The 23,232-nt window shown below is 67.3% G+C and carries 25 protein-coding genes; 13 read left to right on the top strand and 12 right to left on the bottom strand.

Annotation, left to right across the window (positions count from 1 at the left end):
- Positions 1-179: 179 nt before the first annotated feature.
- On the bottom strand, positions 180-1,970 hold the full coding sequence (locus IB225_RS10765) for a phosphoenolpyruvate carboxykinase (GTP) (protein WP_192311245.1): 1,791 nt from the start codon (positions 1,968-1,970) through the stop codon (positions 180-182).
- Between the two features lie 534 nt (positions 1,971-2,504).
- Positions 2,505-3,248: a helix-turn-helix transcriptional regulator gene (locus IB225_RS10760; protein ID WP_192311244.1), complete on the bottom strand. Its 744-nt coding sequence runs from the start codon at positions 3,246-3,248 to the stop codon at positions 2,505-2,507.
- A gap of 110 nt (positions 3,249-3,358) precedes the next feature.
- On the opposite strand from IB225_RS10760, the gene IB225_RS10755 reads away from it, so the two are divergent.
- The 4 genes from IB225_RS10755 to IB225_RS10740 are packed head-to-tail and all read left to right on the top strand — an operon-like array spanning position 3,359 to position 5,500.
- Positions 3,359-3,805, top strand: coding sequence for a hypothetical protein (locus IB225_RS10755; RefSeq protein WP_192311243.1), 447 nt, complete (start codon positions 3,359-3,361; stop codon positions 3,803-3,805).
- Positions 3,806-3,812: 7 nt separating this feature from the next.
- The gene (locus tag IB225_RS10750; RefSeq protein WP_192311242.1) at positions 3,813-4,628 is read left to right on the top strand and encodes a DUF2145 domain-containing protein; all 816 of its coding nucleotides are present in this window, start codon (positions 3,813-3,815) and stop codon (positions 4,626-4,628) included.
- 56 nt (positions 4,629-4,684) lie between these two features.
- Positions 4,685-5,032 carry a hypothetical protein gene (locus IB225_RS10745; protein WP_192311241.1) on the top strand — a complete coding sequence of 116 codons (348 nt, stop codon included), beginning with the start codon at positions 4,685-4,687 and terminating at the stop codon, positions 5,030-5,032.
- Positions 5,033-5,086: 54 nt separating this feature from the next.
- The gene (locus tag IB225_RS10740) at positions 5,087-5,500 is read left to right on the top strand and encodes a hypothetical protein (protein WP_192311240.1); all 414 of its coding nucleotides are present in this window, start codon (positions 5,087-5,089) and stop codon (positions 5,498-5,500) included.
- Positions 5,501-5,566: 66 nt separating this feature from the next.
- Here IB225_RS10740 and IB225_RS10735 read toward each other — a convergent pair whose 3' ends face one another.
- Entirely contained in the window at positions 5,567-6,175 is a 609-nt protein-coding gene (locus IB225_RS10735) for a TetR/AcrR family transcriptional regulator (RefSeq protein ID WP_192311239.1), read from the bottom strand.
- A gap of 230 nt (positions 6,176-6,405) precedes the next feature.
- On the opposite strand from IB225_RS10735, the gene IB225_RS10730 reads away from it, so the two are divergent.
- The 4 genes from IB225_RS10730 (at position 6,406) to IB225_RS10715 (ending at position 10,662) form a co-directional block, all read left to right on the top strand.
- Complete coding sequence (locus IB225_RS10730) at positions 6,406-7,272, top strand: alpha/beta hydrolase (protein WP_225583803.1); 867 nt, start codon at positions 6,406-6,408, stop codon at positions 7,270-7,272.
- On the top strand, positions 7,269-9,746 hold the full coding sequence (locus IB225_RS10725; RefSeq protein WP_192311237.1) for an acyl-CoA dehydrogenase: 2,478 nt from the start codon (positions 7,269-7,271) through the stop codon (positions 9,744-9,746). Before IB225_RS10730 ends, IB225_RS10725 begins: the two co-directional genes overlap by 4 nt.
- Positions 9,747-9,812: 66 nt before the next feature.
- Entirely contained in the window at positions 9,813-10,292 is a 480-nt protein-coding gene (locus IB225_RS10720; RefSeq protein ID WP_192311236.1) for a hotdog fold domain-containing protein, read from the top strand.
- Position 10,293: 1 nt separating this feature from the next.
- Complete coding sequence (locus IB225_RS10715) at positions 10,294-10,662, top strand: hypothetical protein (protein ID WP_192311235.1); 369 nt, start codon at positions 10,294-10,296, stop codon at positions 10,660-10,662.
- A 22-nt stretch (positions 10,663-10,684) separates the two neighbouring features.
- On the opposite strand, the gene IB225_RS10710 is transcribed toward IB225_RS10715, so the two are convergent.
- Positions 10,685-11,035, bottom strand: coding sequence for a DUF1304 domain-containing protein (locus tag IB225_RS10710; RefSeq protein ID WP_192311234.1), 351 nt, complete (start codon positions 11,033-11,035; stop codon positions 10,685-10,687).
- Positions 11,036-11,101: 66 nt separating this feature from the next.
- Positions 11,102-12,469 (bottom strand): MFS transporter, encoded by a 1,368-nt coding sequence (locus IB225_RS10705; RefSeq protein ID WP_192311233.1) that lies wholly within the window; start codon positions 12,467-12,469, stop codon positions 11,102-11,104.
- Positions 12,470-12,683: 214 nt separating this feature from the next.
- Between IB225_RS10705 and IB225_RS10700 the strand changes: the two genes are divergently transcribed.
- Positions 12,684-14,327, top strand: coding sequence for a choline dehydrogenase (locus tag IB225_RS10700; RefSeq protein ID WP_192311232.1), 1,644 nt, complete (start codon positions 12,684-12,686; stop codon positions 14,325-14,327).
- A gap of 371 nt (positions 14,328-14,698) precedes the next feature.
- A complete protein-coding gene (locus IB225_RS10695; RefSeq protein ID WP_192311231.1) occupies positions 14,699-16,126 on the top strand; it encodes a serine hydrolase domain-containing protein in 1,428 nt (475 codons plus the stop codon).
- A gap of 51 nt (positions 16,127-16,177) precedes the next feature.
- On the opposite strand, the gene IB225_RS10690 is transcribed toward IB225_RS10695, so the two are convergent.
- Both IB225_RS10690 and IB225_RS10685 read right to left on the bottom strand, forming a co-directional pair.
- Entirely contained in the window at positions 16,178-16,714 is a 537-nt protein-coding gene (locus tag IB225_RS10690; RefSeq protein WP_192311230.1) for an SRPBCC family protein, read from the bottom strand.
- Between the two features lie 115 nt (positions 16,715-16,829).
- Positions 16,830-17,264, bottom strand: a complete 435-nt coding sequence (locus IB225_RS10685) for a hypothetical protein (RefSeq protein WP_192311229.1) — start codon at positions 17,262-17,264, stop codon at positions 16,830-16,832.
- Positions 17,265-17,649: 385 nt separating this feature from the next.
- Here IB225_RS10685 and IB225_RS10680 point away from each other — a divergent pair, with 385 nt between their 5' ends.
- Positions 17,650-17,889: a hypothetical protein gene (locus IB225_RS10680; RefSeq protein WP_192311228.1), complete on the top strand. Its 240-nt coding sequence runs from the start codon at positions 17,650-17,652 to the stop codon at positions 17,887-17,889.
- Positions 17,890-18,257: 368 nt separating this feature from the next.
- Here the strand turns inward: IB225_RS10680 and gcvH are convergent, their stop codons facing one another.
- The 5 genes from gcvH to IB225_RS10655 form a co-directional block, all read right to left on the bottom strand.
- The gene (gcvH, locus tag IB225_RS10675) at positions 18,258-18,653 is read right to left on the bottom strand and encodes a glycine cleavage system protein GcvH (RefSeq protein ID WP_192311227.1); all 396 of its coding nucleotides are present in this window, start codon (positions 18,651-18,653) and stop codon (positions 18,258-18,260) included.
- Positions 18,654-18,737: 84 nt separating this feature from the next.
- On the bottom strand, positions 18,738-19,859 hold the full coding sequence (gene gcvT / locus IB225_RS10670) for a glycine cleavage system aminomethyltransferase GcvT (RefSeq protein WP_192311226.1): 1,122 nt from the start codon (positions 19,857-19,859) through the stop codon (positions 18,738-18,740).
- Between the two features lie 64 nt (positions 19,860-19,923).
- Entirely contained in the window at positions 19,924-20,442 is a 519-nt protein-coding gene (locus IB225_RS10665) for a hypothetical protein (protein WP_192311225.1), read from the bottom strand.
- The gene (locus IB225_RS10660) at positions 20,443-20,874 is read right to left on the bottom strand and encodes an NfeD family protein (protein WP_192311224.1); all 432 of its coding nucleotides are present in this window, start codon (positions 20,872-20,874) and stop codon (positions 20,443-20,445) included.
- A 1-nt stretch (position 20,875) separates the two neighbouring features.
- Positions 20,876-21,841, bottom strand: a complete 966-nt coding sequence (locus IB225_RS10655) for an SPFH domain-containing protein (protein WP_192311223.1) — start codon at positions 21,839-21,841, stop codon at positions 20,876-20,878.
- Positions 21,842-21,963: 122 nt separating this feature from the next.
- Between IB225_RS10655 and IB225_RS10650 the strand changes: the two genes are divergently transcribed.
- The gene (locus IB225_RS10650) at positions 21,964-22,527 is read left to right on the top strand and encodes a sigma-70 family RNA polymerase sigma factor (RefSeq protein WP_192311222.1); all 564 of its coding nucleotides are present in this window, start codon (positions 21,964-21,966) and stop codon (positions 22,525-22,527) included.
- Positions 22,520-23,218, top strand: a complete 699-nt coding sequence (locus tag IB225_RS10645; protein WP_192311221.1) for a hypothetical protein — start codon at positions 22,520-22,522, stop codon at positions 23,216-23,218. The genes IB225_RS10650 and IB225_RS10645 overlap by 8 nt, the downstream gene beginning before the upstream one ends.
- Positions 23,219-23,232: the final 14 nt, after the last annotated feature.

The raw sequence follows: 23,232 nt of genomic DNA, 5'->3' as shown, positions 1-23,232 counted from the left end.
CACCTTGCGTGTCGAAGCCACGTGCACCGTTGGCCCCTCATCCGCCCTGCGGGCACCTTCTCCCCGCACGCGGGGAGAAGAGAAAAGCGCGCAGCCTCGCGCTTCCAAGAAAAAGCCCCGCAGCATCCGGGGTGGACGCGGCGGGGCTTGCGCAGGAAAGGGATGCGCGAGGCGGGGAATCAGGGGGCCAGGCGGGCCGCGATGCGTTGCTGTTCGTCCTTCAGCGCCTGCGGGGTGCGGGCGCCGAATTCCTCCAGGTACTCGCCGATGCTGGCGAACTCGGCCTGCCAGCCGGCGCGCTCGAAACCGAACAGCAGATCGTGAGCTTCATCGCTCAGCGCCACGCCGTCCAGGTTGAGGTCCTCGGCGCGCGGCAGATGGCCGATGGGGGTGTCCACCGCATCAGCGGTGCCTTCGACGCGGCGGATCATCCACTCCAGCACGCGCAGGTTCTCGCCGAAGCCGGGCCACAGGAACTTGCCGTCGCCGCCCTTGCGGAACCAGTTCACGTGGAAGATCTTCGGCAGCTTCGCGCCCGCACCGTCGAACGACAGCCAGTGCGCGAAGTAGTCGGCGAAGTTGTAGCCGCAGAACGGCTTCATCGCCATCGGGTCGCGGCGCATCACGCCGACCGCACCGGTCGCGGCGGCGGTGGTTTCCGACCCCATCGCGGCACCGACCAGTACGCCGTGCGTCCAGTCGCGCGCTTCGAACACCAGCGGCACCAGCGAGGCGCGGCGGCCGCCGAAGACGATGGCACTGATCGGCACACCCTGCGGATCCTCGGCCTTGGCCGAGTAGCTGGGGCACTGGCGCGCGGACACGGTGAAGCGCGAGTTGGGATGCGCGGCCGGGCCGTTGGCGGCGTCGTACGGACGACCCTGCCAGTCCAGCGACGGCGTGCGCGAATCCAGGCCTTCCCACCACGGTTCCTGCTCGTCGGTGACGGCAACGTTGGTGAAGATGGTGTGGTGGCTGATCGTCGCCAGCGCATTCGGGTTGGAACTGTCCGAGGTGCCGGGCGCCACGCCGAAGAAGCCGGCTTCCGGATTGATCGCATACAGGCGGCCGTCAGCGCCGGGGCGCATCCAGCAGATGTCGTCGCCGACGGTCCACACCTTCCAGCCGGCCTGGCGATAGCCCTCCGGCGGAATCAGCATGGCCAGGTTGGTCTTGCCGCACGCCGACGGAAACGCGGCGGCGATGTAGTGCGTCTCGCCCTGCGGATTCTCGATGCCGACGATCAGCATGTGCTCGGCCAGCCAGCCTTCGCTGCGCGCCTGATGCGAGGCGATGCGGAGCGCGTGGCACTTCTTGCCCAGCAGCGCGTTGCCGCCGTAGCCCGAGCCGAAGCTCTTGATGGTCAGCTCGTCGGGGAAATGCATGATGAAGCGGCGATCCGGATCCAGCTCGCCGGTGGAATGCAGACCCTTCACGAAGGTGCCTTCGCGCTCGATGCGCGCCAGCGCCGGCGCGCCCATGCGGGTCATGATGCGCATGTTCGCCACCACGTACGGCGAGTCGGTGATCTCCACGCCGCAGCGCGACAGCGGCGAATCGATCGGCCCCATGCAGTAGGGAATGACGTACAGCGTGCGCCCGCGCATGCAGCCGGCGAACAGCGCATCCATCTTCGCGTGCGCCTCGGCCGGGGCCATCCAGTGGTTGTTGGGGCCGGCGTCTTCCTGCTGCGCGGTGCAGACGAAAGTCAGGTGCTCCACGCGCGCCACGTCGCTGGGGCTGGAACGGTGCAGCCAGCTGTGCGGGTGGGTTTCGGGGTTGAGCGGCAGCAGCGTGCCGTCGGCCAGCATCTGCTTGGTCAGGCGCGCGTTTTCGGCATCGCTGCCGTCGCACCAGTGGATGTCATCGGGTTGGGTGAGCGCGGCGACTTCCGCAACCCAGGCATTCAACGCGTCCAGCGAACTGCCCGGAAAATCGTTGCGTTTGAAAACATCGACCGCTGCGTTCATGCGCCACCCTCGAAAAGTGAGACCAAAATGATACCAATGTCTTGTCCTTCAGACGAGGAGAACGCGGCCGAGGTCGGCGGGCGGTCAGGTTGGGGGTACGGATGGCGCCATTCCCGTCATCGCACGTCGCTGCGTCTCAAAGGTCAGCGAGAACGCGTGGATCGCAAGGCCCGGAGGCTTGCGAATGGAGCGCTGAGCTCCGCGAATGGCATTCGGAGCCCCGTGGACGGGTGCCGGAGAGCCAGCAATGGCCCTCGGAATGCCAGGGCCAGAGCAGTACAGCCCCGTCGATGGCTTCCGGAAAGCCAGCGATGGGATCAGGAGCGCCATCGCCCGGGCATTTCGCGCCGTCGTCCGGGCCCGGCGTGTCATCGATGGGACTGAAAGAGTCGACGACGGCGCCTCCCGCGTCCCGCCGCTGGCACTCGGAGGGCGGACGTTGGGATTCCGAGGGCCGTCGCCGGCATTCCGAGAGCCGTCGACGGCGCTCCGAGCTCCATCGATGGCACTCGGAGCTCCGTCCCGTTATGGCGCCTAGGCGTCGCGCGAGCGCCGGTAGGGATTGAACAGCTGCAGCAGCCAGGGCTTCTGCGCCAGCACCAGGCTGACGCCCACCCGATCCTCGGCCGGCAGCGTGGCGTCGCGGGCCAGCAGGGCGTCGAACTCGCGCGCGACTTCTTCCAGCCGCTGCCGCAGCTGCTTCACCCCGTCGATGCTCAGGCTGCCGCTGAGCAGCAGCAGCGCGTCCTGTTCGCCATCGAACGGATCGGCGAAGTAGTCGGTCAGCAGGGTCAGCCGGAAATAGCGCTCCATCGGGCCGTCGGCGCGCCAGCGGAAGTTGCGCGCAGTCAGCGCGCGGCCGCGGTTGCCGGGCATCAGTTCGATGATGCCCAGCCGGTCCAGCTTCACCAGCAGGCCGGTCCACTGCGCGGGGGTGAAACCGAAATGGCCCAGCACGTCGTCCTGGCGCCAGCGGTTGAGGGTGAGGAACAGCGCCATCAGCAGCGGCGGGTCGTCGACCAGCGCCTGCTCCTGCGCCTCGCTCAACTGCGCCATCGCCTTGCGTCCGCGCGAGGCCTCGGCGCTGAGTTCGGCCAGGCCGACATCCAGCACCTCGCAGATCTGTTCCAGCCGCTGCAGGCTCATCGCGCGGCGGGAGAACATGCGCTTCACCGCCGCCTCGCTCATGCGGATGCGCGTGGCGAGCTCGCGATAGGTGAGGTTCTGTGCGCGCAGGCAGCGCTTCAGGGCATCGATCAGGTCGACCGAGACGGCCATCGGTAGCGCATTCCTATACCGGTTGTTGCGCCGGAGCTTACCTCGTCGATGCCGGTTGAACACCGGTCGTCGCCGCGCCCATGGTCCGGCCCATGCCGGAGACACCTGCCATGACCCGTCTGATCGCCCGCTCGCTGACGCTTGCCCTGGCCACCGCGCTGTCCGGTGGCCTCACCCTGCCCGCCCAGGCCGCGCCGCAATCCGATGGCGCCAGCCGGATGTCGCAGGCCAGCCTGGAAGCCTCCATCGAGGTACCGGTCGCGGTGATCCACGCGCTGGGCCATGGCGCCTCGGCGGTGGTCACCGGCGTTGCCGTCGTCGCCGGCAGTGTGGCGGTGACCGTGTCGGTTGCCGCCGCAGGCGTGGTGGCCGGCGCCTCGTTCGTGGTCTATCTGAGCGTGGAAGTGATCAAGCGGTTGGGCATCGCCCTCGGCACGGCGATCAGCGTGGCGGCGGTGTCGACGGGCTGGATCCTCAGCGCGGCCGGCGAGGCGTTGTGCTTCATCGCCAACGATGCCGCCCGCCCGCACATCCACAGCCATCGCTACGGCGGGTGAGCGCGTGATGCGTGCGCTCGCGGTGCTGTGTTTCGTCTTCGTTCTCGCGTTGCCAGGGACGGCACGCGGGGGCGATGCCTGCCGGCAGATGGAGATGCCACCGTACAAGGTGGCCGAAGCCGCACGCACCGCCCTGCTCGCGGCACAGCAACTGGACGAGGTGGATGCACCGGTCGCACTGCTCGCGCGCGTCGGCACCGATCTGTCGAAACAGGGACTGGTCTACAGCCACGCCGGCTTCGCGGTGCGCGACCACGCACACGGACGCTGGACCGTCGTGCACCTGCTCAACGAGTGCGGCAGCGATCGTTCGGGCCTGTATGCGCAGGGGCTGGTGAACTTCTTTGCGGATGATCTCGTCAACCAGGACTTGCGCATCGTGTGGTTCCCACCCGACGTCGCCGATCGCCTGGCCGCGCGCCTGCAGCAGATGCCGCGCCACAGCCTGCACCACCCACGCTACAACCTGATCGCGCGGCCGGGCAGCGAGGATTACCAGAACTCCACGGCGTGGATCATGGAAGTGATGGCCGCCGCCCTCGCCGACCGCGGCATCTACGACCGCCGCAGTGCGTACGCCTTCGCCCGCGGCGATGGCTTCGTGCCGGACAGCGTGCATGTCGCCTACTCGAAGCGCGTGCTGGGCGGCCTGTTCTCGGCCAACACCGACTTCACCGACCACTCCGTCGGCACGCGCCTGTCCGGCGACTACCCCGTCGTCACCGTGCGCTCGATCTTTCGGTGGCTGGAGCGCAGTGGGTATGTGCGCGAGCAGCGGGAATGGCGCAGTGGTGTGCGGCAGCGGGTGATGGGGCCGGCGTGAGGGATGCCATGCGAGCGGATACGTCGCGGGCGCCTGCGGGCGCGCGGGTTTTCCGCGTGCTCTCGCGCCTGCTGGTCGCCTGCGTGCTGACGTCGATCCCGGTGCACCTCGCGTTGCTCGTGTCCGACAGTGCCACGTATCGCGGCTGGGTCTACCTGCAGATGGCGCTGCTGACGGCATCCGCCTGGCTGCTCTGGCGCGCACGCACGCTCGATGGTCGCGCGGTTCTCGCCCTCCCGCTGACGACGATCCCCGCGATCCACATCAACGCCACCCACCTGAACTACGGCAATGGCCCGCAGGTCTGGACGCTGCCGCTTGCACTCGGCCTTTGCTACGTCGTGCTCTATGTGGTCGCCCGCGCTGGAACGACGCGGCAATCCGGCGCGAGCGCCGCGGAGTGACGCGTCACCGCCAGCGATGAGATCGGTGTACCCCGCTTTCCCGAGGAGATCGACATGTTCCTGACCCTGCTCGCCGTGACGCTGCTGCTGTCCGCCACCGTCGCCTGGTGCGTGACGTGGATGTTTTCCAAGCCCATCGACCGCATCCTCACCCGCATCATCGCCGACGACATCAGCAAGGCATGGCTGCGCTACATGCAGTTCGCCGTCCTCGTTGTCGGCGTGTCGTCCGGCGTGCGCATCCACGAACTGGAGCGCTACATCACCGCGCCGCAGTGGATGGAGAAGGACAAGGCGCAGATCATCGCGCTGACCACCGAGCGCTGGGTGCTGGAGGTGTACCGCACCGTCATCGAGACATTGCAGGGCATCGCCTGGATGCTGCTGGCGTTCTTCGCGGTGGCGTTGCTGGCGTACGTGGTGGTGCGGCTGTCGGAGTTGAAGCGGGCGGCATCCGCAACTCCGTAGGGCGGGCCTTGGCCCGCCATCGATGCGAGGATCCTGCGCGGTGGGCCAAGGCCCACCCTACGAAACTCAGGTCGGGATCAGCGTCGAGATCACGTGTTCAAGGTAGGTCTCGAATTCTTCCGAGGTCATGCGCGGCTGCTGCAGCTGCAGCGACAGCTGCAGGAAGCCGACGTAGGCGGCGTAGGTCAGGCGCGCGCGATGTACGGCGTCGCTGCGCTGCATGCCGGCCTGGCGGAACGAAGCGACGAGATACTCGAGGCGACGCTGCGAGACGCGATCGATCACCGGCTGCACGGACGGATGATCGAGCGCCTTCAGCAGTTCGCTGTAGATGATGTGCGGCTTCACTTCATGGCCGACCAGCTGGAACAGCGCACGCAGGCGCTCGCGCGGGTCGGGCACCTTTTCCAGATTGCCGAACACGCTTTCCTGCTCGACCACTTCCCAGCGCTCCAGCGCGGCCTGCAGCAGCGCATCGCGCGACGGGAAATGCCAGTAGAAGCTGCCCTTCGTGACACCCAGTCGACGCGCCAGCGGTTCCACGGCCACCGCCGACACGCCCTGCTCCGCGATCAGATCGAGGGCCGCCTGGGCCCAGTCATCCGCGCTGAGACGCGCGTTGCGGGTGGGGGCAGTGGCGGGGCTTTCCGGGCTGGGTGTGCTCATGAGCCGCATTTAACCATACGCCGAGGTGTGTAGCGGTATGTATGCTGCGCCGCACAACAAATAAAGCCAAATCAATCGGTTGCATGTGAAACGCGAATGCCCAAACCGATTGACTGCTCTAAATGCGACAACCCATACTAGCCCGTATGGTGACACACGCCTCTCCCACCTTCACAAGCTCTCCCGGCGTCATCGGCGCGGGATCGGATCGTGTGGTGAACGGACAGGGCGACGTCGCATTGGCGGTCCGCCGCTTTCCGTCGCCGCGCGCCCTGCAGAGCCACCCCGCACTTATCTATGCGCACGGCTTCGGCCAGACCGGCGGTGCCTGGAACCGCACCGGCGAACTGATGGCCGCACAGGGTTATGCCGGCCTCGCCTACGACGCCCGCGGCCATGGCGGATCCGGCCGCAATGCCGCCGACCTGCCCTACACCGGTGACCAGTTCGCCGACGACCTGATCGTCGTGGCCGGCGAACAGCCCGAGCCGCCGGTGCTGGTGGGCGCCTCGATGGGCGGCCTGTTCGGCCTGATCGCCGAATCGCGCTGGCCGGGCCTGTTCCGCGCCATGGTGCTGGTCGACATCACCCCGCGCTGGGAACACGCCGGCCTGCAGCGCATCCTGGCCTTCATGACCGCGTTCCCGGACGGCTTCGACTCGCTCGAGCATGCGGCCGACACCATCGCGGCCTACCAGCCGCAACGCCGCACCCGCAAATCCGCCGACGACCTGCGCGAACTGCTGCGCGAAGGCGCCGACGGCCGCTGGCGCTGGCACTGGGATCCGCGCCTGGTCGACGAACTGGCGCGCGACAGCGCGCAGCACCAGGACGCCATCGCCGACGCCGCGCGCCAGGTGCAGTGCCCAGTGCTGCTGATCAGTGGCGGCCGCAGCGACCTGGTGTCCGAGAAGACCGTCGAAGAGTTCAAGCTGCTGGTGCCGCATGCGCGCCACGCGCACCTGCCGCAGGCCACCCACATGGTGGCCGGCGACGACAACGACGCATTTACCGCCACCGTGCTGGAATACCTGGCAGGCCTGTCGGCCGCGCCCGGTAATGCCGAATCCGATGTAACCGAATCCGTGTCCGGAGCAAACCCATGAGCATCGTCATCCCCTTCCTCGCCTTCCTGCTGGCGGGCGCGTTCGCCGCCTACCACCGGCTGCGGCTCGCCTACTGGGCGGCCCTCACCGCCAGCCTGCTGGTCGCGTGCTGGCTGCTGGGCGCCAATCCCACCGCCACCGTCATCGCGGCGCTGGTCGTCGTGGCGATCGCCGTGCCGCTGCTGATCCCGGCGATCCGCAAGCCGCTGATCACCGCACCGGCGCTGGGTTTCCTGCGCCGCGCGCTGCCGCCGCTGTCGCAGACCGAGCGCATCGCGCTGGAAACCGGCTCGGTGGGCTTCGAAGGCGACCTGTTCACCGGCGACCCGGACTGGAACAAGCTGCTGGCCTATCCCAAGCCGCAGCTCACCGCCGAAGAGCAGGCCTTCCTCGACGGCCCGGTGGAAGAGCTGTGCAGGATGACCAACGACTGGGAAATCACCCACATCCACGCCGACCTGCCGCCGGAGCTGTGGGACTACATCAAGAAGAACAAGTTCTTCGGCATGATCATTCCCAAGCAATACGGCGGCCTGGGCTTCTCGGCGCTGGCGCACCACAAGGTGATCCAGAAGATCGCCTCGGTCAGCAGCGTGGTCAGTTCGACCGTCGGCGTGCCCAACTCGCTGGGCCCGGGTGAACTGCTCAACCATTACGGCACGCAGGAACAGAAGGACTACTACCTGCCGCGCCTCGCCATCGGCCAGGAAGTGCCCTGCTTCGGCCTGACCGGTCCGTTCGCCGGCTCCGACGCGACCTCGATCCCGGACTACGGCATCGTCTGCAAGGGCGAGTGGAACGGGGCCAACGTCCTGGGCATCCGCCTGACGTTCGACAAGCGCTACATCACGCTGGCGCCGGTCGCGACGATCATCGGCCTGGCCTTCCGCATGTACGACCCGGACGGTCTGATCGGCGACACCCGCGACATCGGCATCACCCTGGCGCTGCTGCCGCGCGAAACGCCCGGCGTGGACGTCGGCCGCCGCCACTTCCCGCTCAACTCGCCGTTCCAGAACGGCCCGATCCACGGCAAGGACGTGTTCATTCCGCTCAGCCAGCTGATCGGTGGCGTGGAGATGGCCGGCAAGGGCTGGAACATGCTCAACGAGTGCCTGGCCGTGGGCCGCTCGATCACCCTGCCCTCCACCGCCAGCGGCGGCGCGAAGGCCGGTGCACGCGTCACCGGTGCGTATGCGCGCATCCGCAAGCAGTTCGGCCTGTCGGTCGGCCGCTTCGAAGGCGTCGAGGAAGCGCTGGCCCGCATCGGCGGCAAGGCGTATGCGATCAGCGCGCTGTCACAGGCCACCGCGGCCGCGGTCGACCGTGGCGACGTGCCGTCGGTGCCGTCGGCCATCGCCAAGTACCACTGCACGAACATGGGTCGTGATGTCGCCAAGGACGTGATGGACATCGTCGGAGGCAAGGGCATCATCCTGGGGCCGCGCAACTTCGCCGGCCGCGCGTGGCAGGCCTCGCCGATCGCCATCACGGTGGAAGGCGCGAACATCATGACGCGCAGCCTGCTGATCTTCGGCCAGGGCTCGATCCTGTGCCATCCGTACATCATGAAGGAGATGCGCGCAGCGACCGACCCGGACACCCGGGCCGGCGTCAACGCGCTGGACGCCGCGCTGTACCCGCACATCGGCGGTGCGATCTCCAACGCCGTGCGCTCGTTCTGGTTCGGCATCACCGGTTCGAAGATCGGTGCCGCGCCGGGCGATGCGTACACGAAGAAGTTCTTCCGCAAGCTCGACCGCTACGCCGCCAACCTGGCGTTGCTGACCGACATCTCGCTGGGTGCGCTGGGCGGCAAGCTGAAGTTCAAGGAATCGCTGTCGGGTCGCCTGGGCGACGTGCTGAGCCATCTGTACATGATGAGCGCGGTGCTGAAGCGTCACCACGACGAAGGCACGCCGGAAGCCGACAAGCCGCTGCTGGCCTGGGCGTTCCACAACAGCGCGTACGAGATCGAGCTGGCGCTGTCGCAGGCGCTGCGCAACTTCCCGATCAAGCCGCTGGGCTGGCTGCTGTGGCCGGTGGTGTTTCCGTTCGGCCGTCGTGCCGTGGCGCCGGGCGATCGCCTGAGCCACCGCGTCGCCATGCTGCTGATGGCGCCGAACGAAGCACGCGACCGGATCGGCCAGGGCGTGTTCCTGACCCCGTGCGAGAACAACCCCGGCGGCCGCATCGACAGCTACCTGGCCACCGCCGTCGCGGCGGAGCCGGTGGAGCGCAAGTTCCTGAAGGCGCTGAAGACCAAGGATATCGAAGCCTTGGACTACAACGCGCAGCTGGACGAAGGCGTGCGTGAAGGCTGGATCACCGCCGACGAGCGCAAGCTGTTGGAAGAGCTCCGTGCGATCACGCTGGACACCATCACGGTGGACGACTTCGAAACCCACGAGCTGCGCGCGGCCAGTTTCTACGACCTGCCGCAGCACAAGCGCCAGCCGCGCGAAGCGGCCTGACGCCCACCACAACAGCAACGATCACGACGGCGGGCATGTCCCGCCGTCGTCGCGAGAGGAGTTCCGATGAGCGCCGATGTTCTATCGATCTACCGCAGCCTGAGCCGCAAGCCGCTGGGCCACTGGCTGTTCTCACGCCTGATCTGCTTCAAGGCGCCCTACTTCGGCAGCATCGGTCCGCGCATGACGCGGCTGGAACCCGGTCGCGGCGAGGCGACCATCCGCCACCGGCGTTCGGTCACCAACCATCTGGGCACGGTGCATGCGATCGCGCTGTGCAACCTGGCGGAGTTCGTCGGCGGGCTGACCACCGACGTCAGCATCCCGCGCGCGATGCGCTGGATTCCCAAGGGCATGACGGTGGAATACCTGAAGAAGGCCGTGGGAACGATGACGGCGGTCGCCACGCCGGCGTTCGAGCCGCGCGAATCCGCCGACGGCTACGAGCTGCCGATGGACGTGGTGGTCAGCAACCCGCAGGGCGAGCCGGTGTTCCGCGCGCGCATCAGCATGTGGGTGTCGCCGAAGCCGGCGAAAGGCGGCTGACATGCTGCTCACCGCTGCTGCGCTGATGTTCCTGCTCGGCCTGGCGCACTCGGTGCTGGGCGAGCGCTATCTCCTGATCCGTCTGTTCCGCCGACCCGATCTGCCGAAGCTGTTCGGCGATACCTGGTTCACCACGCGCAGGTTGCGCTTCGCCTGGCACCTGACCACGGTGATCGCGTGGGGGCTTGCGGTCGTGGTGCTGCAACTCGGGCAGTTGCCCGACACGGCGGAACGCAGCATCGGCACGACGCTCGCGATCACGCTGCTGGTCTCCGGCCTGTTGCCGCTGCTGTTCACCCGCGGTCGTCACCTGGCCTGGGTGGTGCTGTTCGCGGCCGGCGCGCTGGTGCTGGCCTGGACGCTGCGCTGACGCCTACCGTCGCTGCAGCGGACTAGACGAGCAGCGTCGCGGCCAGTGCCGCGATCGCGGGCAGGCCCTGCACGTAGAAGATGCGCTTGTTGACGCTCCATGCGCCGTACAGCGCGGCGACGATCACGCACAGCAGGAAGAAGACCACCACGTTCCACTGCGCGGTGAACAGGCCCCACAGCAGGCCGGCGGCGAGGAAGCCGTTGTAGAGCCCCTGGTTGGCGGCCAGCACACGTGTGGTCTCCGCCTTCTCAGGAGTGTTGCGGAAGGTCTTCAGGCCCAGCGGCCTGGTCCAGAGGAACATCTCCAGCACCAGGAAATACACGTGCAGCAACGCCACCAGTACCACCAGAACCGCCGCGATCACGCCCATGCCCGTCTCTCCCCTTGTCTGCGCACAGCATAACGACGGCGCACGGCAACGTCTGCCCCGGCAGGTTCAGCGCATCCCGGCAGGTGGTCCGCCTTCACCCGCGTTCGCGGCTTCCGAAGGCAGCTTCTTTTCCTCGCGCAGCAACCGCCAGGCGCTGGCGGTCATCACGCCGGCGATCAACAGGCCAGCACCGAACACCACCTGCGAGCCAAAAGCCGACAGTGCCTTGTACGTCCACGAGAACGTGATCTCGCCGCCACGGAAGAACGCCGTGTCGATCGCTGCGCCCGCCTTGTAGCGCCATTGCCGGTCGACGCGCGTATAGATGGTTTCGCGCCCCGGCTTCATCAGCGAGAACTCGTTGGAGCGCGTCACCACCTGGACGATGCCGACCACGATGGGAAGCGGCGACGCCGTCAGTACCGCGAAGCCAAGCAGCAGGGCCGCCATCGGGATCAGCAGCACCGGCGCCAGCCCGAAGCGAGACAGCAGCCAGCGCGTGGCGAACAGCTGCACGACCAGGGTCAGCACGTTCACCGCGATGTCGATGCCGGCGTAGTACGCAGTGCGGGCCTCGGCGGTGGCGAAGGCCTCGCGCGCGATCGCCGCCTGCTGGTTGTAGAGCAACTGGCCGATACCGACGCCGAGGAACACCAGCGCCGCCAGCCAGCGCAGCAGCGGCTCTTTGGCGATCAGCTTCAAGCCGGCCAGCACGTCGCCGCCCATCGCGCTCTCGTTGTCGCGGCCGACGATCGCCTCGCGCTGCAGCGCCCAGCGACGGAGGCGCCAGATGCAGACCACGGAGGCGGCCAGGAACGCGGCGGATACCAGCATCAGGTTGGCCAGGCCCACCTTTTCGGCCAGCGTGCGGGTGATCAGCGGCCCGGTGAACGCGCCGATGGTGCCGGCGGCGCCGATGTAGCCGTAGTACTTCTTCGCCTCGTCATGCGAGAACACATCGGCCATGAAACTCCAGAACACGGCGACCGAAAACACGTTGAACACCGTGACCCACAGGAAGAACGCCAGGCCGCGCCCGGCCACCTGGCTGTCGAACAACAGATGGAAACCGAGCAGGCACAGGATGAAGAAGCCGAACAGCACGGGCAGGAATACCCGGCGCGGGAGACGGCTGACCAGCGCGCCGTAGATTGGCTGCGCGATCAGGATCAGGACAAACGAGCAGGTGGACAGCACCTGCAGGATCAGTTCCTTCAACGGGATGCCGTGCGCGGCGAAGAAGCCGATCATCGCCGGCGGGAACACCGCTTCGACGTCGCTCGACGCGCCCATCGCATCGCGCACCGGCCGCAGCACGTAGTAACCGCTCAGCAGGCAGAAGAAGTAGACGAAGGCCCACAGCAGCGGCGGTGACTCGGACATCGCCGCGCGGAGTCGCTCGAACCGGGTGGTCGCGGGGGAAGACGGGTCCATGGGGCGCGGTCTGCGATCGCATCATCGGGACGCGGGCACCGCCCGCCTGTGGCGCGCAAGGTATCCGATGCACTGCAACATCGCCAGCGTTTTCCCGATCGCCGCGGCGCTGGAACCGCACAACACCCGCAGGTGCGGCAATCCGCCGCAGCCACAGAGCATTTGCTCTATCCCCCGCCGCTAGGTTCGGCCGGTCTTCGCAACAGGGCTGCATGTGTACGACTACATCATCGTGGGCGCCGGATCGGCCGGCTGCGTGCTGGCCCACCGCCTGAGCGAAGACCCCGCGTGCCGCGTGCTGCTGCTGGAAGCCGGCCCGCGCGACTGGCATCCCTTCATCCACATGCCCGCCGGGCTGGCCAAGCTGGTCGGCCAGAAGGGCGTGAACTGGAATTACGACACCGCCCCCGAGCCCCACCTCGACAACCGCCGCCTGTGGTGGCCGCGCGGCAAGGTGCTGGGCGGCTCCAGCTCGATCAATGCGATGTGCTACATCCGCGGCGTGCCGCAGGACTACGACGACTGGGCGAATGCCGGCGCCGAGGGCTGGGACTGGGCCAGTACGTTGCCCTACTTCCGCCGCTCGGAGCGCAACTCGCGTGGCGCCGATGCATTGCACGGCGGTCAAGGTCCGCTGCACGTGTCGGACCTGCGCTACACGAACCCGCTGTCCGCGGCCTTCATCGAAGCCGGCACGCAGGCGGGCTTCGTGCGCAACGACGACTTCAACGGCCCCACGCAGGCAGGCTTCGGCCTGTACCAGGTCACGCAGAAGGACGGCGCGCGCTGTTCGTCCGCGGTCGCGTACCTGGACCCTGCCCGCGACCGGCAGAACCTGGACATCGTCACCGGCGCGCTGGTCCGTCGCGTCCTGCTGGAGAAGGGTCGCGCAGTCGGCGTGGCCTACGCCCGCGGCGGGCATGAAGTCATCGCGCGATGCGGCAGCGAAGTGCTGCTCAGCGGCGGTGCGATCAATTCGCCGCAACTGCTGATGCTGTCCGGCATCGGCCCATCGGAGCACCTGGAGCAGACCGGCATCAGCGTGCGCCATGCGTTGCCGGGTGTCGGCCGCAACCTGCAGGACCACCTCGACATCTGCACCCTGCAGCACAGCACCCAGCGCGTCACCTACGACCGCACCAGCGAACTGAAGACCGCCTTCGACTACTTCCTGCGCGGGCACAGCGGCCCGGGCAGCAGCAACATCGCCGAGGCCGGCGCATTCGTGCGCTCCCCGCTGGCGCCGGATGATCGCCCCGACATCCAGATGCACTTCGTGCCGGCCATGCTCGACGACCATGGCCGCAACCGGCTGCCGGGCGACGGCTACACCGCGCACGCCTGCTTCCTGCGTCCGCGCAGCCGCGGCCACATCCTGCTGGCCAGCGCGGATCCGCGCGCCGATGCGCGCATCGAGGCCAACTACCTGAGCGATCCGGAAGGCTTCGATCTGAAGATGATGGTCGAGTGCGCCAAGCTGTCTCGCGATTTGTTCGCGCAGCCCGCGTTCGATGCCTATCGCGGCGCGCCGATCCATCCCGCCCGCACCGACCTGTCCGATGCCGAGCTGGTCGCGTTCATCCGCGCCAAGGCGGAAACCGTCTACCACCCCGTCGGCACCTGCCGCATCGGCGACGACGAGGACGCCGTGGTCGATCCGCAACTGCGCGTGCGCGGCGTGGACGGCTTGCGCGTGATCGACGCCTCGGTGATGCCATCGCTGATCGGCGGCAACACCAACGCGCCGACCATCATGATCGCCGAGCGCGCGTCGGACCTGATCCGCGGCGTCCCGCCGCTGTCCGGTGCGCACCTGCACGTCATCGCCGAGCCGCCCGTCCCCGTCACCGCGGACTGATTCCCGCAACGCCCATTGCATCGCCTTCGCCCTGCAGGGCGAAGCAGACGAGCACGTGTGTTCAGGCTGGAATCCGACTGAATACGCGCTCGCGGTGATCGCGCACGCCACTGCACCGTGATCAGACGCGTATTCAGCATGATCCGGCGCGGAAGTTGCATGTCCTCCTGCGTGCATGCATTCCTGAACGCACTTCGCACGCTCGCAGCCCCATCGTCGAGGCGTATGCCCGACAAAATGGGACGCGCGCCACACCTGTAATCAGCAACAGGATGAACAACATGGGCACGGAACTTCTCCCTGTTTGTGCAATCGAAAAAAGCGGCGTTATGATCCCCCGACAGCAACCGCTCACGCAGGCGTCACGCACGATGAAACACAAGACAAGCCGGCGATCGCTGCACGTCTTCCGGATCGGCCTGGTCGGCCTGCTGCTTCCGCTGACGCTGTCGTCGACGGCGCAGACACCATTGCGCTGGACGGCGGCCAATCGTGGCGCCGAGACTGCAGTCGCATCCGGCAGCGCCGCGGCCAGCGTGGCGCCCTACGTATCGCCGACGCAGCCGCTCCCGTACCGCACCTCGCTGGCGGAACAGAACATCCAGCCGCTCGCTGCTGGCTTCGACGTGCGCTCGTTCGAGACGATGGCCGAGCATCTGACCGTGGGTCAGCGCGTTCCCGGCCTGGCGATGGCCATCGTCCACAACGGCCGCGTGCTCAGCGCGCGCGGCTACGGCGTGACCGATGTCGTCAACCCTCAGCAGGTCGATTCGCACACGGTGTTCCGGCTGGCCTCGCTGTCGAAGGCCTTCGCCAGCACGCTGACCGGCCTGATGGTACAGGACGGCTCGCTGCGCTGGGACAGCAAGGTCAACCAGTTCGTCCCCGGCTTCCAGCTGAGCGATGCCAACGCCACCTCGCACGTGACCGTCGCGGACGTGCTGAGCCACAGCGTCGGCCTGCAGGCGCACAACGCCTTCGACCGCGACATCGAAGCGAACGCCGAGTACTACGATGTCGCCCGCAAGCTCGCCTACGCGCCGCTGAAGTGCGCGCCCGGCGAGTGCTACGCCTACCAGAACGTCGCCTTCAGCCTGATCGGCGACGTGGTGTTCGCAGCCTCCGGCACCTTCTACGATCAGGCGGTGGATCGGCGCATCTTCAAGCCGCTGGGCATGAACGACGCCAGCATGGGCCTGGCCGGCATCGAAGGCAGCACGCGCTGGGCACGCCCGCACGTGCGCAGCCGTAACGGCTGGGTGTCGCTGACGCCCAAGCCGACGTACTACCGCCTGCCGCCCGCCGCCGGCGTCAACGCCAGCGCCAGCGATCTGGCGCAGTGGCTGATCGCCCAGACCGGCCATCGCCCCGATGTGCTGCCTGCGCCCCTGCTGGCGACGCTGCATGCACCGGTGGTCAACACGCCGGGCGAAATGCGCGGCGGCTGGCGTCGCGAGCGCATCCACTCCGCCAGCTATGCGCTGGGATGGCGCGTATTCGATTACGCAGGCCAGCAGGTGGTCTTCCACGCAGGCGCCGTGCAGGGCTATCGCGGCCTCGTCGCGCTTGTGCCTGGCCAGGATCTCGGCGTGGCGCTGGTCTGGAACAGCGACAGCTCGCTGCCGTCCGGCCTGCTGCCGACGATCCTGGATCGCGCAATGGGCCTGCCGGGCCAGCCGTGGGTCGAGACACCCGCCGACTACGACCTGCTGCTCGCCGAATCGCCCGACGCGACGCCCACCGACAGCCGGAAGGACAGTGGCACGTCCTCCCAGCGCGGTACCGCGTCTCCGCACTGAGCAGGCATCGCACGCGGCGAGGACTTGTCTCCTCGCCGCAGACGATCTGTGTCAGCCCTGCGGTTCCTGTTCGAGCATGGCCTTCAGCTTGGCCAGTCCCTTCTCGTAGTCCGCGCCGATCATCCGATCGAACACCAGGCCCAGCCAGCGCTTGAACGGGTTCAGCCCGTGCGCGCTGTCGAATGCCCACGTCACGCGCGTCCCCTGGCCTTCTGGCGCCAGCAGATAACTCGCCTGCGCCTTGCTGCCATCGAAGTCCAGCGCCACCGCGATGCGACGATGCGGTTCGCTGGCGGTGATCTCCTGGCTGCCGCTGCCGACTGCGCGGTTGCCAACCCAGCGCATGCGCGCGCCGACGCCGCTGGCTGGTCCCTCGAAGGTGTAAGCCGCCTGCGGGTCGTACTCGGCCCAGGGCGACCAGGCGTTGAAGCGCTTGAACGAATCCAGCGTGGCGAAGACCTGGGCCGGGCTGCGTTCGATGACGACGCTGCGCTCCACGTGGGTCGTCGAGGGCAACAGCAGCCCGCCTGCGATGAAGACCACGCCCAGCACGGCGATCGTCGCCAGCACCCACCTGATGAACTTCATGCGCTGCCTCCTCGGCATTCCGGAACCGGCAGCCTAGCCGCTCGCGCATAAAAAAACTCTCCCCCCGCTGGGCACAGGGAGAGAGTCCATGGTGTTACGTGTAATCGGGGTTGGCTTAGATCAGCGGAGCCGGGGTGGCCGGCAGCGCGACGGGGGCCGCTTTCTTCTTGGACTTCTTGGCAGGCTTCTTGGCGGCCTTCTTCGCGGCCTTCTTGGCCGGCTTCTTGGCTACTTTCTTGGCAGCCTTCTTCGCGGTCTTCTTGGCGGCCTTCTTGGCAACCTTCTTGGCCGGCTTCTTGGCTACTTTCTTGGTGGCCTTCTTCGCGGTCTTCTTGGCAGCCTTCTTCGCCGGCTTCTTGGCTACTTTCTTGGCGGCCTTCTTGGCGACCTTCTTCACTGCCTTCTTGGCCTTGGCGACCTTCTTGGCGACCTTCTTGGCAGCCTTCTTCACTGCCTTCTTCACGGTCTTCTTAGCAGCCGCCTTCTTGGTGGCCTTCTTGGCAGCCTTCTTGGCGGCCGGTTTCTTCTTCGCAGCTTTCTTCGTTGCCATGTTATGGCTCCTCGTCAGTGAACTATGGATTTTTACGTCTGGTTACAGCACATCTGCCCGGAGGCAGGCCCAGCTGCAAGAAACGCCGCGGGAGTCGGACCCGTCGGCAGCCGTCGTCGCGACACGCGCGGCGATGCGGATTCCCCAGGGGTCCGGGCGTGCGAAACCCGGCCCCCTACAAATACGAAAACACCCGCGTCGCCAGGCGACACGGGTGCGTTGAAGAGGGGGCGTTGCGTTTTTCCGGGGGAAGCGAGTCCTGCGTCCACCGCGATCTGGGTGCGGACGATGGGCTGTGTTGTCTCTCGCGCTGTCGTGTTGATTCGACTCACTCGCTTCCGCAGCAAGTGCTGCTTGGGGCGAAACCTAATCACGGTTTTTCTAGGTGTCAACACCTTCGCGCAACTTTTTTTTTCCTGCCGCCCCGGCGGCACGGCGGCGGCACACGTGGAAGACGACGGCACCGCAGCGACTCAAGATGCCGTCGACACCACGCGCCGACATGCGCCTGAAAAAAAACATCGGTAAAACGCGCTTTTTTTTCTCCGACGTCGCGCGCGTCGCGCTGGAAGGCGATGCCGCGGCATGCACCGCAAGCGCATCGTCGTCGGTGCGAACGGCTTGAACGGTGGCTAAAAAAAACTTTCCGCAGGGGTGTCGGATTTCGCGTCGCACAAGCCCGATTGCGCCGATTTGCGCAAACTTTTTTCCCCGTCGAGGCGACGCTTCGCCATGTTGGATGCCGCTTCGTCGACGCGGGAACGGGGATGCACGCCATCCCTTCGACGCGCTCGGCGCGCATCAGCGACGTTCGATGCGCACCCCGTTTCCCTTCCGCCGTTCGTCGGTCGGGACGCAACCGGACGACGCCGCGCGCCGTGGTCCGCGCATGCACGACGCACGTCGCCGGAAACGAAGCGGGGAACCGGCTGCGGGGGAACGTCTGTTCCGCCGTCGCCGGTTCCCCGCCAGGGGACCGCCTGTGGGAATGCCTCAGTGGTCTTCGTCTTCGATCAGCTCGGCGTAGTCGTCGGGCGACAGCAGTTCGTTGAGCTGGTCCGGTTCCTCGGCTTCGATCACGAAGATCCAGCCGTCGCCGTAGGCGTCCTCGTTGATGGTCTCGGGCTTGTCGGCCAGCGCTGCGTTGACCTCCAGCACCTTGCCGGTGACCGGGCTGTACACGTCGGACGCCGCCTTGACGGACTCGACCACGGCGCTGGCGTTGCCGGCCTCGATGCGGTCGCCGATGTTGGGGAGCTCGACATAGACCAGGTCGCCCAGCAGGCCCTGCGCGTGATCGGAAATGCCGACGGTGACGCGACCGCCGGCTTCCAGGCGGGCCCACTCGTGGGACTTGAGGAACTTCAGATCGCCAGGAATCTCACTCATGGGGTGCTCCGTATCGCTGCCGGGGTCGGGTAGGGAAAGATAGTTTAGCGGAGGAACGCGGAAGTGAAGGCACGCCGTCCCACTTCATTCCAGGACGCCGGTCTGCGCCTGGCCATCGCGCACGAACGGGAACTTCACCACGCGCACCGGCACTTCCTTGCCGCGGATGTCCACGCGCACGCCACCGTCGGTGCCGAGCGGGATGTCGCCGGCGGGCACGCGCGCGAACGCGATGGCCTTGCCGAGCGTCGGCGAGAAGGTGCCGGACAGGATCTCGCCATCGCCGTGGGCGGTGAGGACCTTCTGGCCGTGACGCAGTACCCCTTTCTCGTCCATCACCAGCCCGATCATCTGTCGCGGCGCGCCCGACGCTTTCTGCGCCTCCAGCGTGGCGCGACCGGTGAACGCGCGCCCTTCATCCAGCGACACCGTCCAGGCCAATGCGGCTTCATACGGCGACACCGTGTCGTCCATGTCCTGGCCGTACAGGTTCATGCCGGCTTCCAGGCGCAGCGTGTCGCGCGCGCCCAACCCGGCGGGCTTGACGCCGGCGTCGAGCAGCGCATTCCAGAACGCCACGGCCTGCACCTGCGGCAGCACGATCTCGTAACCGTCCTCGCCGGTGTAACCGGTGCGCGCGACGAACAGCGGTACGCCGCCGGTGCTGGTGGCGTCGGCCGCGGCGAAGCGGGTCAGCTTGCCCACCCTCGCGCGGTCGTCCTCGCGCAGCAGGCCGTGCACACGCTCACGCGCGGTCGGGCCCTGCACGGCGACCATGGCGAAATCGGGGCGCTCGGTGACCTGCACGTCGAAGGCAGCCGCCTGCGAGGTGATCCATGCCAGGTCCTTCTCGCGGGTCGCGGCGTTCACCACCAGGCGGAAGAACGCCTCGTCCATGAAGTAGATGATCAGGTCGTCGATCACGCCGCCCTGCTCGTTGAGCATCGCGGTGTACAGCGCCTTGCCGGGCTTCTGCAGCTTGTCGACCGAGTTGGCCACCAACTGGCGCAGGAACTCGCGCGTCCGCGGCCCGCGCAGGTCGACCACGGTCATGTGGCTGACGTCGAACATGCCGGCGTCGCGACGGACCTGGTGGTGCTCCTCGATCTGCGAGCCGTAGTGGATCGGCATGTCCCAGCCGCCGAAGTCGACCATCTTGGCGCCGAGCGCGCGATGGGTGTCGTTGAGGATGGTCTTCTGGGTCATGGCGGCTTCCGGGACGGACAAAGAAGCGCATTATCCCAGAACGCACCAGCGCGGTGCGCCACCCTTACAGGCCGTAGTAGGCCTCGTTGATGCAGTCCACGGTGCGCGCCTCGAGCACATCGAAGCGGCCATCGGGCAGGTGCAGGCGCCCGGCCCAGGCGACGTCCTTCAACCACTCCGTCGAAGTGTCGTGCTGGCGCACGATCGCGGCCACGCGCGCGTCGTCGCGCCCGTTCACGCGGCAGGTGCCGAACTGCAGGTAGTAGCCGGGACGATCGGTCGGATACGGCAGCGCGTCGGTGATGCGCCATTGCGCGCGGGGACCATCGCGGCCGACGAGCTGGCCGGCGACGACGAAGCGCGGCACCGGTTCGCCTTCACTGTCGGCAGCCGGCAGGGCCAGCACGCCGATGGAGTAGTCGCAGACATGCTCAGGGTCGGTGGAATCGGACACGCAGCTGCCGCCCAACTCGTCGAGCCCGCCGGGATACGGTGGCATCACCTTGCCCACCAGATCCGTCGTGGCCACCGACAACGGCGCCAGCATCGACATCGACCACGCCAGCACCCTTGTCGCGCCCACTTACGCCTCCTGCACCTTCAAGGTCATGCCATTCACCGCGATCACCCGCACGCGCGTGCCCAGCGGCAGGTCGGCGCCTTCCACCGTCCAGAACGCATCGTCGATCTTGACCCGGCCGCGGCCGCCTTCGATCGGCTGGTCGAGCGTGGCTACCGTGCCGACCAGTTGTTCGGCCCGGCGGTTAAGCAACGGCTTGTCGCTCTGACGACCTTTGCCACGGAACCATGTCCGGTAGACCGCCACCGAGATCACCGCAAGCACGGAGAACAGGACCGCCTGCGCCAGCCAGCCGAGACCGGGGGCGAGCAACACCGCCACCGCCATCGCCACCGCGGCGAAACCGAACCACAGCATGAAGGCGCCCGGCGCCATCGCCTCGGCGGCGAACAGCACCAGCGCCGCGATCGCCCAGAACGCGAACTTGAAACTCATGTCAGCCCCCTGGGACGCGCGGAGGACGCGGCGGCGCGACGGCCTGCTGCTTGTCCAGCGCGCCCTTGGCCAGTTCCGCGATACCGGCGATCGAGCCGATGATGCCGCTGGCCTCCATGGGCATCAGCACGAACTTCTGGTTCGGCGCCGTGGCCAACTCCTTGAACGCCTCCACATACTTCTGGGCGATGAAGTAGTTGATCGCCTGCACATCGCCCTGCGCGATGGCGTTGGACACCAGTTCGGTCGCCTTGGCCTCCGCTTCCGCCAGACGCTCGCGCGCTTCGGCCTCGCGATAGGCGGCTTCGCGCTTGCCTTCGGCCTCCAGGATGGCGCTCTGCTTGTCGCCCTCGGCGCGCAGGATTTCGGACTGGCGAGCGCCTTCGGCTTCCAGGATCGAGGCACGCTTGTCGCGCTCGGCCTTCATCTGTCGGGCCATCGCGTCGACCAGGTCGCGCGGCGGCTGGATGTCCTTGATCTCGATGCGGTTGACCTTCACGCCCCACGGGCTGGTGGCATGGTCCACCACGCCCAGCAGCTTGGCGTTGATGGTCTCGCGCTGGCTCAGTGATTCGTCCAGGTCCATCGAGCCGATCACGGTACGGATGTTGGTCTGCACCAGCGCGATCATCGCCTGGTCCAGGCTGGAGACTTCATAGGCGGCCTTGGCCGCGTCCAGCACCTGGAAGAACACCACGCCGTCGACCTTCACCACCGCGTTGTCCTTGGTGATGACGTCCTGCGAGGGCACTTCGAACACCTGCTCCATCATGTTGACCTTGCGGCCGATGCTCTGCATGTACGGGATCAGGAAGTGCAGCCCCGGCGACATGGTGTGGGTGTACTTGCCGAAGTGCTCGACGGTGAACTCGTACCCCTGCGGGACGACACGCACGCCCTTGAAGAAGGTCACCACGATGAACAGCAGCACCGCTGCCACCACGAGTGTCGAAAGACCGAAATCCATGTTGCGCCCCTCCCCTTGATGTTGATCCGATTATAGGCCCGCCCGCGGGAACTTCCCCGGCGCTGCGACGGTATTGCCTTCGGCTGCATCCCTTACCTTCGAACCCCCGAAGAACGCCTGCCTTGAGCCGATCGCAGTTCGCCATCGACATCCCCGACAGCCTCGTCGCCCGTGCGCGCGGCGGCTGCCGGGAGGCGTTCGAGCAGATCTACCGGCGCTTCGAGCGACCTGTGTTCACGCTGGCGCTGCGCATCTGCGGCGACCGCGAGGAGGCAGGCGACGTGCTTCAGGACACCATGCTGAAACTGTTCCACCACCTGCCGGACTTCCGGTCGGACTGTCCCTTCTGGGGCTGGCTGCGCCAGATCGCGGTCAACGAGGCGTTGCTGCGCCTTCGCCGGCAGAAGCGGTTGGTCGCGGAGATCGCGGTGGACGAGGACGATCTTCCGGAAGAACGCGGCCTGCCGCCAGCCGCCGCTGCCGATGCAGCGCTGTTGCAGCGCGCGCTAGACGCCCTGCCCGCCGCCACCCGCAGCGTGTTGTGGCTCTACCACGCCGAGGGATACACCCATGACGAGATTGCCGCGCTGATGCAGCGCACGCCCAGCTTCTCCAAGTCGCAACTTTCGCGCGGCACCCGACGCCTGCGGGTGCTGCTGAAGATCGAGGAAACCGTCCATGCCTGATTCCCTCACCCGCGATCCGATGCCGCGCGACTGGGACGAAGCCTTCGGTGCCCTGCCACTGGACGTACCGCCGGCAGGAAGCTGGCAACGCCTGTCGACCGCGCTTCCCGTTGCACCCGCGCCGCGCCGGCGTTGGGGACGATCGGCGCTCGCGCTCGCGGCCACCCTGGCGTTGGCGGCCGTCGTGCCCTTGATGTCGCCACGCCTGCAGCAACGGCAGGCACCGCTTCCATCGGAGGGAGACCGCGCGGTCGCCTCCGTCCGCGCGCACAGTGAGGTGCCCGCCAACGCCGCTCCTCCCGTCGCAGCGGAAGACATGGTCAAGACACCTACCCCTTCGCCGCCGATCGTTCTGACGGCCGCAAGCGCATCGCGGTCCGTCGGTCGCGCCAGGGACGCGCGGCTCGATGCACTGTACGGCGAGTCCGCCCGGCTTGAAGCCGTGCTGGCACAGCTTCCGGACAGCGGCGTCACCGACGCCGCGTCGATCGCCGTGGCGACCGGGCTGCAGGACCAGGTCGCGCATATCGACGTTGCCCTTTCGCAGCCCGCCCTGCCCATCGATGCCCGCACCGCGCTGTGGCAGGAACGCGTCGACACGCTTCGCCAGCTCACCGGCGTGGAAGCCACGCAGCACTGGAACGTCGCGTTCGGCGACATCGCCTCCGCCTCCGACACCACCATCTACTGATCCCGCACCCAGAC

Origin of the sequence: Pseudoxanthomonas sp. PXM02 (genome assembly GCF_014851805.1) — a bacterium.
GTDB lineage: Bacteria > Pseudomonadota > Gammaproteobacteria > Xanthomonadales > Xanthomonadaceae > Pseudoxanthomonas_A.
This window is presented reverse-complemented; position numbering and strand designations above follow the sequence as displayed.

Bases quoted from the DNA above. Each gene is read 5' to 3' on its own strand.
- IB225_RS10710 (WP_192311234.1), bottom strand. From the start codon at position 11,035: ATGGGCGTGATCGCGGCGGTTCTGGTGGTACTGGTGGCGTTGCTGCAC.
- IB225_RS10695 (WP_192311231.1), top strand. From the start codon at position 14,699: ATGAAACACAAGACAAGCCGGCGATCGCTGCACGTCTTCCGGATCGGC.
- gcvH (WP_192311227.1), bottom strand. From the start codon at position 18,653: ATGAGTGAGATTCCTGGCGATCTGAAGTTCCTCAAGTCCCACGAGTGG.
- IB225_RS10725 (WP_192311237.1), top strand. From the start codon at position 7,269: ATGAGCATCGTCATCCCCTTCCTCGCCTTCCTGCTGGCGGGCGCGTTC.
- IB225_RS10735 (WP_192311239.1), bottom strand. From the start codon at position 6,175: ATGCGGCTCATGAGCACACCCAGCCCGGAAAGCCCCGCCACTGCCCCC.
- gcvT (WP_192311226.1), bottom strand. From the start codon at position 19,859: ATGACCCAGAAGACCATCCTCAACGACACCCATCGCGCGCTCGGCGCC.
- IB225_RS10685 (WP_192311229.1), bottom strand. From the start codon at position 17,264: ATGGCAACGAAGAAAGCTGCGAAGAAGAAACCGGCCGCCAAGAAGGCT.
- IB225_RS10655 (WP_192311223.1), bottom strand. From the start codon at position 21,841: ATGGATTTCGGTCTTTCGACACTCGTGGTGGCAGCGGTGCTGCTGTTC.
- IB225_RS10750 (WP_192311242.1), top strand. From the start codon at position 3,813: ATGCGTGCGCTCGCGGTGCTGTGTTTCGTCTTCGTTCTCGCGTTGCCA.
- IB225_RS10715 (WP_192311235.1), top strand. From the start codon at position 10,294: ATGCTGCTCACCGCTGCTGCGCTGATGTTCCTGCTCGGCCTGGCGCAC.
- IB225_RS10755 (WP_192311243.1), top strand. From the start codon at position 3,359: ATGACCCGTCTGATCGCCCGCTCGCTGACGCTTGCCCTGGCCACCGCG.
- IB225_RS10660 (WP_192311224.1), bottom strand. From the start codon at position 20,874: ATGAGTTTCAAGTTCGCGTTCTGGGCGATCGCGGCGCTGGTGCTGTTC.
- IB225_RS10645 (WP_192311221.1), top strand. From the start codon at position 22,520: ATGCCTGATTCCCTCACCCGCGATCCGATGCCGCGCGACTGGGACGAA.
- IB225_RS10720 (WP_192311236.1), top strand. From the start codon at position 9,813: ATGAGCGCCGATGTTCTATCGATCTACCGCAGCCTGAGCCGCAAGCCG.
- IB225_RS10705 (WP_192311233.1), bottom strand. From the start codon at position 12,469: ATGGACCCGTCTTCCCCCGCGACCACCCGGTTCGAGCGACTCCGCGCG.
- IB225_RS10765 (WP_192311245.1), bottom strand. From the start codon at position 1,970: ATGAACGCAGCGGTCGATGTTTTCAAACGCAACGATTTTCCGGGCAGT.
- IB225_RS10690 (WP_192311230.1), bottom strand. From the start codon at position 16,714: ATGAAGTTCATCAGGTGGGTGCTGGCGACGATCGCCGTGCTGGGCGTG.
- IB225_RS10760 (WP_192311244.1), bottom strand. From the start codon at position 3,248: ATGGCCGTCTCGGTCGACCTGATCGATGCCCTGAAGCGCTGCCTGCGC.
- IB225_RS10740 (WP_192311240.1), top strand. From the start codon at position 5,087: ATGTTCCTGACCCTGCTCGCCGTGACGCTGCTGCTGTCCGCCACCGTC.